Raw genomic sequence first — 15,820 nt, 5'->3', positions numbered from 1 at the left:
CCTGTTGCTGCTGTCCGCGCTCGGCGAGCTCCCACTGCTGGATTTCGCGATCTTCGCGGACACCGGATGGGAGCCGAAGAAGGTCTACGCCCATCTCGACCGGGTGGAGCGCGAGATAGCGAAGCCCGCCGGAATACCCATTCTCCGGGTCGCCTCGGGTAATATCCGCAGCGACGCCCTGGACCCGGCGCACCGGTTCGCCTCCATGCCGCTGTACATCCTCAACCAGGATGGCTCACCTGGGATGACGCGACGCCAGTGCACCGGAGAATACAAGATCAAGCCGATTAAGCGGCAGGTGCGGAAAATCCTCGGATATCCCTATCCGGCGCGCATTCCGGTCGAGGTTTTCGCCGAGCAGTGGATCGGTATCTCGACGGACGAGTTCCACCGGGCGAAGGATGCCGATGTCCGGTACACGCGCAACCGGTTCCCGCTGATCGAGCTTGGCCTGTCCCGTGGTGACTGCCTGGCGCTGCTGGCCGAACACGGCCTGGAGTCCACGCCGAAGTCCTCGTGCCTGGGGTGCCCGTTCCACGGCAACGCCCAGTGGAGGGCCATCCGCGACGGCGACGGCGAGGAGTGGGCGGACGTCGTCGACTTCGACGCGCAGATCCGCGCCGGGAACGCCCGCGCCAACGCCGACGGCCGGCCCCTGCTCGGCCAGGCCTACCTGCACCGCTCCCGCGTGCCGCTGGACCGGGCGCCGATCGACCGCCTCACCCGGCGCGAACAGCTCTCCCTGCAGGAGCAGCAGGCCGTGGAGGAGGCCGAGTTCGGCCCCACCGACGGGTGCTCGCCGTACTCGTGCCGCTCCGGCGAGGCGGTCGTGTGAGCATTCCCTCCCGTGAGGCCCGACCGCCCGGCGACGGCGCCCTCGTGGACCGGTTCATGCGTGCCGGTAACCGGTACGAACTCGCGGCCGTCCTGGAGTCGGCAGAGCAGGATCTCGTCGGCCCGCTGCACCAGTTCCTGGAGACCGCCGCCGACGCCTTCCGCCGCCGGGGTGATGCCCGCTTGGGCTCTTCCTTCACCGAGCTCGCCGAAAAGGTCGCCGGAGTCGGGAACGAACTCGCCTGGTGCGGGGAGGATTTGGCCGCGCCGAGGTCCCGGACTGCCGCAGCCAGGAGCAGCCTGACCCGCGCCGGTGCGGCGCTGGGCGCGTCGTCGGCCGCCGCCGCATCGGCGGCAGGCCGACCCGCGGCCGAAGCCCCCCGGCCTGGCCCAGTGCCGGGGCTGGCGGAAGGACGGGGGCGGCGCTGAGCTACCGGTACCCCGAGGTCCCGCCGCGGGACTTCCGGCCCCGGCTGTCCACCGCCGGAGACCTGCACTGGCCGGACGAGGGCCCGCAGATGGGCCCGTGGAGTCACCAGGAGCTCGTCGCCCTCGCCCACCCCTGGCCGGTGCGGTGGCTGTTCCCGCCGCAACCCGGCGATCCCCGACGAACCGTGAACCTCTTCGCCGGTCCCGGTGGCTGGGAACAGGGTCTGCAGGTCCTGGACCCGGACGGATGGGACGTGGTCGGGGTCGAGCTCGGCTGGGACGCGGCGGCGACCGCGGTGGCGGCCGGGCACCGCCGGATCGTCGCCGACGTCCGCACCCTCAGCCCGATCCATCCGGCGCTGCGCTACGTCGAGGGCCTGACCGTGAGCGCACCCTGCCAGGTGTGGACGCCCGCGGGCAAGCGCGAGGGTCACCGTGACAGCAACCTGGACCTGCTGCTGGACACGTTCACGCTCGCGTGCGAGGCGACCTTCGGGCACTGGCACGACAGCGGGGAGTGCTGCGACGACGGGGACTGCGGCATCTGCTCGGACCCGGAGTGGGACGGCTACGGCGGCTTCACCGGACCGCTGATCAGCTTCGACGAGGCCCGTTCCCTGGTGCCGCAGATGACCGACGAGCGCATCGGGCTGATCGCCGAAACGCTGATCTGGTCGCTGGCCCTCACCGCCAGGTACGACAACCTGCGCTGGCTGGCGATGGAGCAGAGCAGCGCGCTGCCCAAGGTGGTACTGGAGGCCATCAGCGACGAGCTGCAGGTCGCGGACTGGTGCTCTGCCGGCTACCAGGTGCTGGACGCCGCCGATACGGGTGTCGCCTCCCACCGCCGCCGGATCTACCTCGTCGCGGGCCGCCACCATTACGTGAACCTTCAGGCCATGCACCCCGCCCGGCCGGTGCCCGCGCGCACCGCGGCGCAGGCCCTGGGCTGGCCGGAGGGGATCGAGGTCAACACCCGCGGCAACCGGCAGACGCCCGGGGGCAACGAGTGGTCGGCGGACAAGACCTCGCCCGGCATCACGAGCAAGATCCGCGGCTGGTACTGGGCCCACGACAAGGACAGAAAGTTCACGGTGCCCGAGGCGGCCCTGCTGGTCGGCATGCCGACCACCTACCCGTGGACCGGCTCCCGGACCTCGGCCTGCCAGCAGCTGGCCGACATCGTCATCCCGAGTGAAGCCGCTCGCGTCATCGGCGGTGCGATCTTCCATCAGGAGTGGGAGCAGCCGGTCGCCGCCTACCTGAAGGCGACCTACAGCCCGGAGAGCATCACCATCGCCGCCCCGGCCGTACCGCTCTCGCCCTCCCAGCGCGCCGCGGCAGCTACTGCTGTGTCCTCGGTGTCCTCGATGCTGCCCGGCCTCGCCGAATGGTCGGCCGCCGCTGCTCCAGCCGCCGGGCCGTCCGGGCGCCGCCGGTAGTCCCCATCCACCTCATCTCTCAAGGAGGTCCGTGAAGAACCGTGTTGACGCCCTGCGGGGCTGGACACCCGAGGATTCGGTCAGCGCCGACGTGCTGGAGTGGCTGCGGCTGGTGCCCGACTTCTACGAGGTCATCGCCTCCGACCGCAGTGCGGACGGCGCCGAGCAGTTCGTGGTGGCGGCGGACTGGAGCGCGCCGTCCGCGATGACCGGCACCAACCGCGCCGCCGCCTTCCACATCCGGCTCGAACCCGCCGAGCGCACCTGCCGCCTGCGGATGACCACTACCCCTACCTTCGCGTGGGCCGGCCACTGGCTGGTGCAGCGCGGCGCGAACCGCCGGATGCTGGCCGAGTACCACCCTCGCCCCGTGGACCCGTACGGTCTGGGCCCCGACCACGAGCTGCGAATGCTGGACGGCGGCGACTACGCCTTCGCCCGCCCGGCCGAGGGCCCCACCCGGCTCGTCGAGGACCGCATCCGCCGCTCCGGCGACCGCTACCGGCATCTGGGACGCCAGCTGGCCTACTCCGCCCACGCCGCCGGTGGTGACCGCGAGGCCACCTGGGTGCTCCTGCTCGACCAGCACCCGCGCGCGACCGGCCGCCGGTTCCTCGTACAGCTGGAGACCACCGACTTGGCGAGCCTGACGTACACGCTCACCGAAGGCGCCTGGCCGACGAGGCGCCAGGCCGAGGACTGGATCGAGGCGGTCGGGGCGTACCACGTACCCCCCACACCGGTCGTCGATCCGGTCAGCGGGCTCGCCGCGCGCCCGCTGCCGGCCGCGGGCCCCGGCCTCCTGCGACAGGAAGCGGTGAGCAGGGCCACGCTTGCGTCTGCCGTCCGGCCGGGACGGGCCCGGTGAGTCCGGAGACGGAGGCCGAGCAGGCGCTGCTGGGCGCACTGCTCCTCGCACCCGAGCAGATCCCTGCCGTGGCCGGTTGGCTGCAGGCCCGGCACTTCCACCGGCCCGCGCACGCCACCCTGTACGAGGTCCTCCTCGCCCAGCATGCCGCCGGGCACGCGGGCCAGGCCGCCGGGCACGGGACGGCGCAGCGCCAGAGCTGGGCGCTGGAGGCAATGGGTTCGGCGATGAAGGCCGGGCGCGGCTTCACCCCGGGTTACGGGCACACATTGCTCGCCGCGTGCCCCGTCCCCGCGCACGCCTCCTCCTACGGCCGGATGGTGCTGGAGAGCGCGGTGCGGCGGGTGCTGCACGAGCATGCCCACCGGCTCATGCACGCCGCCCGTACCGGCACTGCCGAGGCGGTCGTCGAGCTGACCGGAGCGCTGCGCTCGGTGATCGGCGATCTCGCCGACGCCTGGGGTGCGGTGGACGAACAGTCCCGTCCGCTGCCGGGGCCGTGGCCGCTGGAGCCGGCGGACGGAGTCGCCGAGGAGACTCTCCGGCAGGAAGCGATGCTCCTGGCCTCGGCGACCGCCTCCCCCGGCCACCTGCCGGAGATCACCCGGTGGCTGCACCCCGGCGACTTCCTGGACGGCGGGCACCGCACCGTCTACCAGTCCCTTGCGGCCCTCGCCCGCCGCGGCGAGCCCATCGACGCACTCACCGTGTTGTGGGAGGCCCGGCACCAGGGCGCCATCGCTACCGGCGCCGTCACCGCCGACGGCATCCGGGCCCTCACCCGCTCCGGCTGGACGGGCGATCCGGGGTACTGGGCGGAGCAGGTACTGGGTGCGTCCCTGCTGCGCTCGGCCGCGGCGTCGGCAGGCACCGTCCGCCTGCTGTGCCGCGACACCTCGCTGCCGCCCGGACGACTGCTCGGCTCCGCCCTGCACGTCATCCGTACCGCGGCCGTCGTGCAGCAACGCTGGCACACCGCACACGGACACCGGACCGAACCGGCAGCCGTGGCTGCCACACCCCCCCCCGCCCCCGCCCCCCCCCGGGGGCGGGGGGGGGGGGGGCGGGGGGGGGCCCCGCCCCCCCCCCCGACCGCTCCCGCCGCCGCTTTCCTGTGCCTGCGACTTACCCGGCAACCGCCCTCTCGCCCGCCCAGCAGGCGGCCTCACCCCGATCCCCTCTCAGGAGCAGCCCGTGACCACAGCCGAGACGCCCGCCCGGCCGGTGGTACCGCCCGACAGCGCCGCAACCGCTACGACGGGGAGCGCGCCACCGGGCCGATCACCGCGTTCGGCGAGACGAAGGACCTGCGACAGATCCGCCCCTGCGACCTACAGCCCAGCGACGTCGTCGTCGACACCCCACAGGCCGAGGAATACCAGGAGCAGCTGCTGTCCACGCCGGATCTCCAAACCTTCCCGCGCCGCGGCAGCCACCGCCCGCAGTGGCGGGGTGCGCTCCGTCATGCCGACTCCCTCCACCTCCCCCCTCGTCCCGGGCATCACCGCCGCCCCCGGCCGCAGCCGATAGACCATCGCTTCACCCTTCTGCTGCAAGGACCTTGATGCCTCCTGCAGCTCCGCTTCGGCCGCCCCGGCCGATGGCCACCCGACCGCGTGCTCACGCGGACGCCATCGACGACCTCGCCACCGAGGTGCCTGGCGCCTACCGCGAACAGGTCCCACTCTCCCTGGCCGAACTCCTGCCCACCGCCCGGCACATCGGCGAGCGACAGCAGGACCTGCTACACATGGCCGCGGTTCTGGCCGAAGCACCGCTGGCCAACACCGCGCAGCGGGCAGGCGCCCGCGCACTCGCCGACGCCCGCCTCGGCGAAGCCATCGCCGCCCTCAGCCGTGCCGCCGCGATGGCCGCCCGACTCCACGAGGCCGACGGCCTCACCGGAACCGCCGTCGAGGGGCGACGGGAGCGGGCCTCAACGGCCCTGAACCTCGCCCTGTCCAGGACCCGGCTCTTCCTCACCGACGCCAGCCAGCACCTGCGTGCCCAGGCCTGCGGTCCCGATCCCACCCAGATCGCCGACGGCCTGTTCGGACCGGAGCCGCAGGCCCTACGGGACATCACCTCCAAGGCGGCCGGGGCGATCGCCTACGCCCAGGTCCGCAGCGCCGCCCTGCAGATGCCGCCGACCGCGCCCGGTCCCGCCGCCGCAGCCGCCAGGGGCGGCGCCGTTACCTCCGCCCGGCCCGCCCGCGCCTTCGCCGCCACGCCGGTTCCCGGCCGCTCCCGCTGAGCCCCAGCGCCCCCTGCCCACCAGGCCCGCCCTGGTGCCAGGCACCCGATGTCCACCCCGCGTGCCCGGCACCAGGAGCACGGCGGCTGGCCGGCCGTTCCCCGCCCGTCGCCGACCACTCGCAACCGCGCCCTTCCCTCACGGAGTCTCCCCTGCCCTTCCTTCCCGTCCCGCAGACCGCCCTCCTTCCACCTGGCACGCCCAGGGTTCGGATCGGCAGCCTCTGCAGCGGCTACGGCGGCCTGGACCTGGGCGTGCAGGCCGCCCTCGGCGGCACCATCGCCTGGCACGCCGACCCCGCCCCGGCCGCCGCCGCCATCCTCGAACACCACTGGCCGGACGTGCCGAACGTGGGCGACATCACGGCGGTCGACTTCACCACCGTCGCGCCGGTCTGCGTCCTCGTGGCCGGTTTCCCGTGCACCGACGTCTCCGTCGCAGGCGGCCGGGCCGGACTCGCCGAAGGCACCCGCTCCGGCCTGTGGCACACCATCGCCCGCGCCATCTCCGTCCTCCGACCCTGCCTGGTGATCCTTGAAAACGTCCGTGGCCTCCTCTCCACCCCTGCCCGCACGAACGCCGACAGCGACGTGGAACCCTGCCCGTGGTGTCTGGGAGACACCGGAGACCAACATCATCTGCGGGCACTCGGTGCCGTTCTCGCAGACCTGGCCGACGCAGGGTTCGATGCGCGCTGGCAGGTGCTACGCGCCAGTGACGTCGGAGCTCCTCACCGCCGCGAGCGTGTCTTCATCGCCGCCTGGCCTGCCCACCCCGCGGGCGAGGGACAGCAAGGGGCCGGATGCCGTCCGGGAGGACCTGGGGCACGTGGTCACCACCCTGCTGCTCACCCCGACCTCGAACCTCGGCTCCATCGGCGGATCACAGCACCCCGACCGCCGGAAGGCCGGCGGCCACGGCCCGAACCTGTCGGACCTGGTGGAGCACCTGCTGCCGACTCCGCGGGCAACGGACGGTACGAAGGGCAGGCCGAACAAGCGCGGCGGCCGGGACGATCCGACTCTGCCGAGCGCCGCCGCCCGGATCCCCTCCGCCCGGACCGCACCGACGGCGCCGCAGCTGGAGCTGTGGAGCCGGGAGGAGACGGGCTGAGCCGCTGGGGCGCCTACGCGGCGGCCGTCGCCCGGTGGGAACGCATAACGCGCCCCGCGCCGGACCCGGTCGATTCCCGGGGCCGTTTGTCCCCTGCTTTTGTGGAATGGACCATGGGTCTCGAAAAAGGCTGGGTGACGCAGATCACAGGCCTTTCTCGGGCGACTCAGCTCACCGCCCTGGGAAACGGTGTTGTCCCCCAACAAGCTTCCCTTGCAGTCGAGTTGCTGACAAATGGAATTCACCTATGCAGAAACCATCGACTTTCTGCGGCGTGAATCCCTGGCGTCCATACACCAGCGCATATCTCCTGAGCAAGTGACCGGTCGGCAGGCAGAGTCGTGCTCGCCGACCCCGTTCCCGACTTTTCCGGAGCCGCCTTGACGACCCCTTCTTCCGACGATCCGCCCGACCGCGCCGCCGTCACCGCTGAAACCCTGGCCCAGTGGCAGGCGACCATCGCCCGGATCCAGGCCGAACGCGACTCGATGGCCGCCGTCGCCAACCGCCTCGCCGAGGAGTACGGCCCGGACGGCACCGGTCTCCCCGCCGAAGCCGGGCCGGCCACGGACTCCGATGCGGCTGAGGAGGAACCCTCCTCGCTGACCATCCTCGCCTTCGACGACGACGCGCTCGTTGCCGAGGTCCGGGCGATGGTGCCGTGGGTGGATCACATCCTGCTCGCCGTCTACGGGCAGGAGATCACCTCCGGCCGGCCCTGGTGCACCCGCTGGGCCGAGCACGACGACGCCGTGGCCCGGATCCACCACTGCTGGCTGGCGTGGCAGGAGCTGACCGATCCCCGCGCGGGAGCATCCGGCCCCTCGGTGTGGCAGCGCGACCACCTGGAGCCGCTTCTGCTCAAACTCCGCTCCCCCGACGGCCCGTTCGCCGCCTGCACCACCAACCCCGACCACCCGCACCACCGCCTGCTGCCCGCACCGCCGGCCACCGACCCCACTTCGCTGCCCGGCCGGGAGCGCACCTACCCCTAGCCGGAAGGAACCGATCGTGACCGCCGCCCTGTTCGACCTGGACGCCCACCCGGCGGCGCTCACCGATCTCGACCGCCTCCCGGCCGACATCCAAGACTCCGCCGTCCACCACCTGCGCTGCCTGGTGCACTCCCAGCATCGCGGACCGCTGCTTGGGCGGCGCGGCCTGTGGGACCTGACGGGCTGCCGACGGATCTACCTCGATGCCGAACGCCGCTGGCGCCTGGTCTACCAGGAACGCTCCCCCCGGCCCGGCGCCAGCGGCGTGATCTACCTGCTCGCCGCCGGCCCTCGCAGCGGTCACCAGGTCTACAACACCGCCGCCCGCCGCCTTCAGCTGCTCAGCTCCTCCTTCGCCGCAGCGGCCTGACGCCGACTTCGCCCCGCTCGGCCGCCCGACACTGCAAAGGACAACGCTCATGCCCACCACCTCCGCCAGCATCCGCACCCAGGCCCAGCGGCTGCAGAACGCCATCGCCCACCTCGCCCCGCCGAGCACCATCTCCTTGCTGCGCCGGCTCAACCGCGCCGAAGGCGCCCTGTCGCTGCCGGCCCTCGCCGAGCAGGCCCTGTGGATGAGCGAAGCGCAGCTGGAGGCCCGGCTCGCGGCCATGGAGGAGAGCGGGCTCGTCCGCCGCGGTGCCGAGGCGGGTGGGACGGTCGTCGCTCTCAACCGGGCCGGCCGCGAGGCGCTGTACATCCAGATGCCGTTCGCCCGCTGGGCCTCCGCCCACCAGGGTGCCCCGGAGGCGGGCATCGGGCCGGTGCCGTACACCGAGCAGGCCCTGGCCACGCTCAACCGCGCCCATGCCGTCGCCACCATCCTCGCGCTGGCCGCCGAGGGTGAGCCCGTCTACCCGTCGGAGTTCGCAGACCTCGCCCTGCCCGCCGACATGGGCCTGTCCAACCTGTACCCGCGGCTGGCCCAGTTGCAGAAGGACGGCCTGGTCGAGCGGACCGGCGAGCCGCGCAACTACCTGTACAGCCTGACCGAGGCGGGCAAGAGCCTGTCCGAGCCGTTGGAGGCCGTCGGCCGCTGGGCCCAGCGGCACCTGGCCGCCCCGGCGCGCGTGCCCACGCCCCGCCGCCCGGCCGCCGCCCTCGCACTGACTCCCGCACCGGTGTTCCCGGCCCCGGCCCCGGCCCCGGCCCCGGCTGTGGCGGGAGCCGGTCCGGCGGCGCAGGCCGCTTCCCGGGCGGGTGCCGCGACGCTGCGCTCGGCCAGTGCCCGGCTGGTCTTCAGCCACAAGCCGGCCCCGCAGCCCGTCCCGCCCATCGCCGCCGCTGCCGCGCAGCGCCGTTGAGAGAGGAGCCCATGGACCCCGTCTTCCCCGCCGACCGGCTGTCCCAGGACGCCAGCCTGCCTGACCCGTCCGATGTCCTGTCGGCAGACGGCGAGCCGTGGCTCCTCACGGAACGCAGCCTCGACAGCCCTCTCGTCGCCGTCCGGCCCGCCTACCTCGCGGTGGGCAGCGCAGCCTCGACCGCCGCCGCCCGCCGGGTTCTGATGCAGGCCGGCTGGCCGAGGGACCGGCGCAGCGGCACGGAGGTGTTCGCCAGGGACGGGGTGGAGGTGCGTCTGGTCGGCACCGATCCGCTGCACCGCGATGCCCTCGTCGCCGAAGGACCCGGCTGGCAGGCCCACTTCAGCACCGGCACGCCCGACGAGGTCCTCGCCGCCGCGGCCCAGGCGCTCACCGAGAGCACCGCGGCGGCGGCCGGCGACGGCCCCGACGTCGAGGAGGCCGTCCGGCACCTGTCCGATGCGGGCTGGGAAGCCCACGGCGACGACCCGGTGCAGATCACCGCACCCGGCGAGATGGCCTCCGTCTGGGCCTCCCGCAGCGGCAAGACGTGGCGGATCGGCGTCCTCGACGGCGCAGGCTGGCAGGCCGCCCTCTACGGCGCCCTGCCGGCGCCGCTCGTCGAGGCCGTCGCCGCCGAGCTCGCCTCCACCGCAGCGGTGCCGCGCCGCCTGGGCCACCTGCCCCTTCCCCTGCGGCCTCACCTGGACATCAGCCCGATCCGGGCCGCCGCCGCCCGCCGGACCTCCCCCGGCCGCCCGCGCCGCCGCACCCACCGCGCCCCTCGTCACCCCCACCTCTACCACCACCCCCGTCCGGAGGACGCGTTGACCACCACCCCCGCCCACACCGTCGTCGACACCGACGCGCTGGACAGCGAGGCACTGTCCCTGCTGACCGCCGACCTGGAAGAAGAGTCCGAGCAGGTCCAGGCCCTCGCCCGCAGCCTGGAGCTGCCCGGCCGTGGAGAAGCTGCGGTGCAGTCGCTGAGCACCCACCTGCTGCAGACCTTCGTCCACCTCGCCACCACCGCTGCCTCCGCCGCGGCCGTCGTCGACGCCTACGACCCGCTCACCGCCCTCAGGCTGCGCACCCTCGTCCGCATCGAGGCCGCCCTGCAGGCCCTGCTCGCCGCTACCGGCGCGATGGCCACCACCCTCGACCAGGTCGCCGCCACCGGCGGCGCGGATGCCACCGCCACCGTCCAGGCCGGGCGGTTGCGGGCCGCCGCGCTGCTCAACACCGCCGCCGCCCACCTCGGGGCCGCCACCGCCTCCCTGCGCGCCTCCTGACACACCCTCCCGCGCCACCTTGCCCCTACCCGCCCGTCCGATCCACTGTCAGGAGACACCGCCGCCCGTATGCCCTCCGCCTCCCGTCCCTCCCGCCCCGGGATGCGCGACGTCCTCGGCCGCCCGCACGTCGCCGCCATGCTCACCAGCACCCTGGTGGGCCGCCTGCCCACCGCCATGGCCCCCATCGCCCTGCTTCTCGCCGTGCGGGCCGAAGGCGGCAGCGTTCTCGTGGGCGGCATCCTGTCCGCCCTGTTCGCGCTGTCGGCGGCGATCGGCCAGCCCCTGCTCGGCCGTCTCGTCGACCGCACCCGCCTCGCCCCCGTCGCCGCCGTCTCCGCCGTCCTGTCCGGCGCGGCTTTCGGTGCCCTCGCCTTCCTCGGCTGCACCGCCCACCCGCTGGCCGGCGCCGCCCTCACCGTCCTCGCCGGCGCGATGACCCCACCACTGGAGGCAGGGCTCCGCGCCCTGTGGCCCCGGCTGGTCCCCGACCCTCGCAAGCAGCACACCGCGTTCACCCTGGACTCCGTCAGCCAGGAGATCACCTTCATCGCCGGACCCCTGCTGGCCACCGTCCTGTGCCAGCTCGTCTCCCCAACCGCGGCACTGGCCGCGTGCGCGGTGGTCGGCACCGCCGGATCCCTGGCCGTCGCCACGCGCACGCCCGCACGCTGGGCCCCGACCGCCCGGCACGCCGTGCACTGGCTGGGCCCGCTGCGCTCGCACAGCCTGCTGCTCCTGCTCGCCGCGATGCTGTGCATGGGCACGAGCCTGGGTGCTTTCCACGTGATGGCCCTGGCCGTCGGCAGCGCGAACGGTATCGGATGGCTGTCCGGCCTGATGTCCGCGGCACAGGCCACCGGCAGCCTGATCGGCGGCCTCCTCTACGCCCGCGCTCCGCTGTCGCTCCCGCTGCCGAAGCAGTTGCTGTGGGCCGCCGGTGGCTACGCGCTGTGCTTCACCCCGCTGCTGCTGACCGCCCCGCCGCTGCTCTCGGTCCTCTTCAGCATCTGCGCGGGGCTGTTCGTGGCGCCGCTGCTCGCGATCACGTTCATGCTCTCCGACCGTCTCGCCCCGGCCGGCACCGCCGCCGAGGCCGCGGCCTGGGTCGTCGCGATCATCGGCGTCGGCCAGGCCCTGGGCGCGTCCCTGACCGGACGCCTCGCCGCCGACGGCACCACCGCAGCCGCCGCCGTGCCGGTGCTCGCCGCCGTCCTGACCGCGGCCGTCCCCCTGCTCCGCACCACCCTGCTCGCCCCCGCCACCACACCCTCGGAGAGGACCGTTTGATCTACCACCCCGACGCCCGTGTCGTGTGGGACTGGAACGGCACACTGCGCAACGATCTCGACGACCACGTCGCCGCCCTGAACGCGACCCTGCCGCTGCTGGGTGGCACCCCGGTCAGCGCGGACACCTACCGGGCCAAGCACCGCGTCCCGATCCGCTCCTTCTACGACGACCTGCTCAGCCGGAAGATCACCGACGAGGAATGGCAGTCCAACGACGCGCTGTTCCTGGAGGTCCTCAACCGGCGCCCGGTGCGGCTGCGCTGCGAGAGCCGACAGATGATCATGCACCTGCGGGCCCGGGGCGTCGGCCAGTCCCTGCTCTCCCTGGCCCCGCACGACCGGCTGATGCACGAGGTCCGCAAGGTCGGCATCTCCCGGCTGATGGACCGCATCGACGGCCGCCGGGGCCCCGCCGTCACCAGCAAAGCCCCCGCGCTCGCCGCCCACCTCGCCGCTCTCGGTCCCGGCGTCGACCCGGCCCGCGTCGTGGTGATCGGCGACAGCGTGGACGACGCCGTCGCCGCCCGCGCCATCGGCGCGATCCCCGTCCTGCACACCGGCGGCCTGCACGGCGCCGAACGCCTCGCCACCGCCGGCGCCCCGCTCGTTGCCACCCTGCAGGCCGCCCTCACCATCGGCCTGGCCGCCGCCAGCTTCCCGGACGGTGCCGCGTGAGCACTCCCACCGTCGGATCCGCCCGGATCGGCACCACGATGGTCCTGCGTGCCCTCGGCGTCGAGCGCCTCTTCGACGTGCCCGGCTGGCGTGACGACGAGGGCACCCCGCTCGGCCACCTCGCCGGGCAGCTGCACCACGCGGCCCGGCGCCTGGACCACGTCCAGGAGACCCTGGTCGGCCTCGCCGCCGGCCTCCAGCGCGACCTGCAGCGGCTCGCGGACGGCCAGGACGTCGATCTGCCGCAGACCGGCGTGGCCCTGGGCCACACCGCCCAGCAGCTGGACCTGCTCGTCGCCCGGCGCACCGAGCTCCACCAGCACCTGGAACATCTCACCGCCCTGCACAAGACCATCACCGCGGCCACCACGGCACCCGACCCCGCGCAGCCCGGCCCCGACCCTGCCCTTCGGGCTGCCCCTGGGCAGGATGCCGCTCGTACGGACAAGCTCAGCGGTCCCCAGCGGCAGGCCCTGGATGCCGTCGCCCGCGGCCTGGTCAGCTTCCGCGACAGCGGGGCCCGAGGGAACAGGACCGTCATCATCGCGCCCGGTCTTCGTCTTCACGGCGCCTCCGTGAACTCCCTCATCGAACGCAAGCTCGTCGAACGCGACACCAGCACCAGCCTCTACCGCGGGCAGAAGCTCCGGCTGACCCTTGTCGGCGCTCGCGTGCACGCCACCCTCACCGGCACCCCGCGCACCCCGGCAGCCCCCGCTGTCGCCGCGGCGGCGGTCTCCGCAGCCCTGCAGGGCGCTCTCTCCATCCAGACCACGACCAGGGCGGTGCGGTGACCACGAACGCGAGCAGCGGTCCCGCCCCGGCCCGGCAGGTGAACGGCGTACCGGCGTTCGCCGGGCGCCTGCTCGTCCTGGAGCGCCTCGGACTCGACACCTGGGACATGCGCGACCGGCACCCCGAGCCGGGCGAACTACAGGCCCTGGCCAAACTGGTGGTCGGACAGGCCAGGAATCTCGACGACCTCGACGAGAGGCTGCGCCGTCAGGCCCACTACGCCATCGAGCGCCTGGCCAAGGTCCGCGACGGCAACCACCGCGACGTCCAGCAGTACGGCGTGCTCCGCCTGGTCGGCTCGGACGTGGAAACCCTCGGCGCCTCCTTCGACTTCGCCCGGCAACAGCTGGAACTGTCCATCGCCTGGTACCGGCAGGCGATGGATCGGGACGGCGTGGCACCGGGCCCCGGCACGGCGCGCACCGTAGCCGCCCAGGCACGGCCCTCCCTCCCGGCATCCGCCGCAGCACCCGGCCCTGCCCCCGCCGCCCCCGCCGTCCCCGCCGCCCCCGCCGTCCCCGCTCCCGCCGTTGTCCGCTCCCGCTGACCGGCCCAACCTTCCGGATGCCACCCTGACCACCTCCCTCACCGTGCCCACTCTGCGCGCGCTGCACCTGCTGGCATCGTCCGGCACCGCCCGCGTCCTGCTCGGCGCCCGCCACTTCGAACTGCCCGCCGCCTCACGCCCCGCTGGCCCGGCCGCCACCGCCGCCATGGACACCGCCGACGTCCGCGCCCACCTGATCCGGCTGCAGCAAGCCCGGCTGCTCGCCCACACCGGCTGCTACGACATCGACCGGCAGGCCAGCACCCCGGCCGCCCGGGACCTGTGGCCGGCATGGACCAGCGCCGTCCTCGCGGCAGCCGCACTCGGCAGCATCGATCCGCAGGGCCACATCGCCGATGCCGTCGAGGCCGCCCTAGCCCTGGCCGACCACCCCACCACCCTCGCCGTCCTCCAGCACATCCGGCACGAACCCCGCTCCGAGGACGCCCTCGCCGCGGTCCTCACCGACGACGGAGCGGCCCGGCTGCCCGGCCAGCTGGACCGGCTCGACCACCGCAAGGCCCTCCTACGGCTGCCCGACGGGCGTATCGGCGCCACCATCGCAGGCCAGCGCCTGGTGACGATGTACGACGCCCTGGGCACCTGGCACCGCCAGCACTTCCCCAACGCCCCGTCGGCTTCCGCCACCGGCATGGCACGGATGCGCAACTCCTCCGCGACTACGCCGACTCTCCCGGGCTCGGTGGCGTCCCGGCCGCCGCGCCGGTGAGCACACCGGCTTCCGGCCGGATGGACGTCGACTTCGCCCTGGCCGCTCTGGAACCTGCCGGCCCGGACGACGCCACCGGTGCCCGGCTGTTGCACCACAGCGGCCTCGCTTTCGAGCAGCGACCCGGCGGCGCGGCGGACGCCAGTGCCTACCTCGGCATCGGCAATGACCTGGTCCTGGCTGCGTGGATCACGCGGAACCAGCGGGCCGGCACCTACACGGTCCGCCTGCACCGGGCTGCCGACACGGCCGAGGCCCTGCAGTGGCTGCAGTCCACGGCTCCAGCCCCAGGAGCGCGACGGGCCGCGGCCCTGTTCCGCAGCCCCCGTATCGGCACCGCCACCCGAGAAGTCCCCGCGCCGCAAGCACAGCCGGCAAGCCCGCGCCCGTCCCCGCAGCGCTGACCCATCCCCGATCCGATGGAGGCCCCCTTGTCCCCTCGACCTGTTGCCGCGGCAGTCGACTTCGGTATCGACGACCTGGAGCCGGCCGACTCCGCCACCGAGCACAACGCCGACTACCTCAGCGTCATCGGCCCGGAGCTGACGCTGCTCTCTCAGCAGACCACCACCAACCCCCACACGGCGCTGTTGAAAGACGGGTACTACGTCGCGTTCGACACTGCCCACATGTGGAACGACATGTCCGGCCGGTCGTCCCTGATCGCCGTCCACACCGAACAGGACTTCGGTGCAGGGACGTTCAGAGTCGAGTTCATGTCCCATGCCCTGATCGGGCTGGCCGAGCAGTGGCTCGTGGACCGGGGCGCCGACCCGGACGCCTTCACCCGCGACAGCGTCATCACCGCGGCCGACGAGGAGACCACCCGGCTGGAGGAGATGCTGCGCGGCTCGGGTGGCCGCTTCACCGCGCACGACGACTACACCCACGCAGCTGAGCCGTACGACGTGTGGGTCATCGCCACCGACACCCTCGCGCAGGGCAGCGAGATGCCCGTGCGGGTCTTCCACGAGCAGCGGCAGGTCGACACCGACACCTACACCCTGCGCGAGGGCCACTTCCCGAGCATCGAGGAAGCACTGGAGTGGACCAAGGACCCCAACGCCCCGCTCCCGTCTTCCGGTCGGCGGCCCAACGCTCGTGCCGCAGCAGCCCGGACCACCACCGCCCGCACCGGCACCCAACCCGCCGCCGAGGTCTCGCGGAACACCGGGCCGTCCTCCGGCACAGGCCGGAAGCCCTCCCGCTGACCTCCGCCCGCGCCGTTCACACGGCCCTGCCCGTAAGGC

The 15,820-nt window shown here is 73.6% G+C and carries 18 protein-coding genes and 1 pseudogene; all 19 read left to right on the top strand.

Features of this window, described 5'->3' with window-relative positions; genetic code table 11:
• The first annotated feature begins 1 nt into the window (after window position 1).
• The 19 genes and pseudogenes from SNE206_RS26580 (at window position 2) to SNE206_RS26490 (ending at window position 15,781) form a co-directional block, all read left to right on the top strand.
• Window positions 2-835: a hypothetical protein gene (locus SNE206_RS26580; protein WP_407916062.1), complete on the top strand. Its 834-nt coding sequence runs from the start codon at window positions 2-4 to the stop codon at window positions 833-835.
• Window positions 832-1,263, top strand: a complete 432-nt coding sequence (locus SNE206_RS26575) for a hypothetical protein (RefSeq protein WP_407916026.1) — start codon at window positions 832-834, stop codon at window positions 1,261-1,263. Before SNE206_RS26580 ends, SNE206_RS26575 begins: the two co-directional genes overlap by 4 nt.
• Before the next feature lie 89 nt (window positions 1,264-1,352).
• Window positions 1,353-2,705, top strand: coding sequence for a DNA cytosine methyltransferase (locus SNE206_RS26570; protein ID WP_407916025.1), 1,353 nt, complete (start codon window positions 1,353-1,355; stop codon window positions 2,703-2,705).
• A 31-nt stretch (window positions 2,706-2,736) separates the two neighbouring features.
• Window positions 2,737-3,573: a hypothetical protein gene (locus tag SNE206_RS26565; protein ID WP_407916024.1), complete on the top strand. Its 837-nt coding sequence runs from the start codon at window positions 2,737-2,739 to the stop codon at window positions 3,571-3,573.
• Window positions 3,570-5,138, top strand: coding sequence for a DnaB-like helicase N-terminal domain-containing protein (locus tag SNE206_RS26560; RefSeq protein WP_407916023.1), 1,569 nt, complete (start codon window positions 3,570-3,572; stop codon window positions 5,136-5,138). The genes SNE206_RS26565 and SNE206_RS26560 overlap by 4 nt, the downstream gene beginning before the upstream one ends.
• Window positions 5,139-5,173: 35 nt before the next feature.
• A complete protein-coding gene (locus SNE206_RS26555; protein ID WP_407916022.1) occupies window positions 5,174-5,827 on the top strand; it encodes a hypothetical protein in 654 nt (217 codons plus the stop codon).
• A gap of 254 nt (window positions 5,828-6,081) precedes the next feature.
• A pseudogene (locus SNE206_RS26550) lies at window positions 6,082-6,528 on the top strand (DNA cytosine methyltransferase); the annotation flags it as partial.
• A 127-nt stretch (window positions 6,529-6,655) separates the two neighbouring features.
• Complete coding sequence (locus SNE206_RS26545; RefSeq protein WP_407916066.1) at window positions 6,656-6,940, top strand: hypothetical protein; 285 nt, start codon at window positions 6,656-6,658, stop codon at window positions 6,938-6,940.
• A 380-nt stretch (window positions 6,941-7,320) separates the two neighbouring features.
• Window positions 7,321-7,935, top strand: coding sequence for a DUF4913 domain-containing protein (locus SNE206_RS26540; protein ID WP_407916021.1), 615 nt, complete (start codon window positions 7,321-7,323; stop codon window positions 7,933-7,935).
• A 16-nt stretch (window positions 7,936-7,951) separates the two neighbouring features.
• The gene (locus SNE206_RS26535) at window positions 7,952-8,305 is read left to right on the top strand and encodes a hypothetical protein (protein WP_407916020.1); all 354 of its coding nucleotides are present in this window, start codon (window positions 7,952-7,954) and stop codon (window positions 8,303-8,305) included.
• A gap of 49 nt (window positions 8,306-8,354) precedes the next feature.
• Window positions 8,355-9,239: a winged helix-turn-helix transcriptional regulator gene (locus SNE206_RS26530; protein ID WP_407916019.1), complete on the top strand. Its 885-nt coding sequence runs from the start codon at window positions 8,355-8,357 to the stop codon at window positions 9,237-9,239.
• 11 nt (window positions 9,240-9,250) lie between these two features.
• Window positions 9,251-10,531, top strand: a complete 1,281-nt coding sequence (locus SNE206_RS26525) for a DUF317 domain-containing protein (RefSeq protein WP_407916018.1) — start codon at window positions 9,251-9,253, stop codon at window positions 10,529-10,531.
• Between the two features lie 69 nt (window positions 10,532-10,600).
• Entirely contained in the window at window positions 10,601-11,821 is a 1,221-nt protein-coding gene (locus SNE206_RS26520; RefSeq protein ID WP_407916017.1) for an MFS transporter, read from the top strand.
• Window positions 11,818-12,498 carry an HAD family hydrolase gene (locus SNE206_RS26515; protein WP_407916016.1) on the top strand — a complete coding sequence of 227 codons (681 nt, stop codon included), beginning with the start codon at window positions 11,818-11,820 and terminating at the stop codon, window positions 12,496-12,498. Before SNE206_RS26520 ends, SNE206_RS26515 begins: the two co-directional genes overlap by 4 nt.
• Window positions 12,495-13,292 (top strand): hypothetical protein, encoded by a 798-nt coding sequence (locus tag SNE206_RS26510; RefSeq protein ID WP_407916015.1) that lies wholly within the window; start codon window positions 12,495-12,497, stop codon window positions 13,290-13,292. The genes SNE206_RS26515 and SNE206_RS26510 overlap by 4 nt, the downstream gene beginning before the upstream one ends.
• On the top strand, window positions 13,289-13,840 hold the full coding sequence (locus tag SNE206_RS26505; protein ID WP_407916014.1) for a hypothetical protein: 552 nt from the start codon (window positions 13,289-13,291) through the stop codon (window positions 13,838-13,840). Before SNE206_RS26510 ends, SNE206_RS26505 begins: the two co-directional genes overlap by 4 nt.
• Complete coding sequence (locus SNE206_RS26500; protein WP_407916013.1) at window positions 13,824-14,570, top strand: hypothetical protein; 747 nt, start codon at window positions 13,824-13,826, stop codon at window positions 14,568-14,570. The genes SNE206_RS26505 and SNE206_RS26500 overlap by 17 nt, the downstream gene beginning before the upstream one ends.
• A gap of 20 nt (window positions 14,571-14,590) precedes the next feature.
• Window positions 14,591-14,974: a hypothetical protein gene (locus SNE206_RS26495; protein ID WP_407916012.1), complete on the top strand. Its 384-nt coding sequence runs from the start codon at window positions 14,591-14,593 to the stop codon at window positions 14,972-14,974.
• Between the two features lie 27 nt (window positions 14,975-15,001).
• Window positions 15,002-15,781 carry a hypothetical protein gene (locus tag SNE206_RS26490; protein WP_407916011.1) on the top strand — a complete coding sequence of 260 codons (780 nt, stop codon included), beginning with the start codon at window positions 15,002-15,004 and terminating at the stop codon, window positions 15,779-15,781.
• Window positions 15,782-15,820 lie beyond the last annotated feature (39 nt).

Source organism: Kitasatospora sp. NE20-6, assembly GCF_045862635.1.
This window is presented reverse-complemented; position numbering and strand designations above follow the sequence as displayed.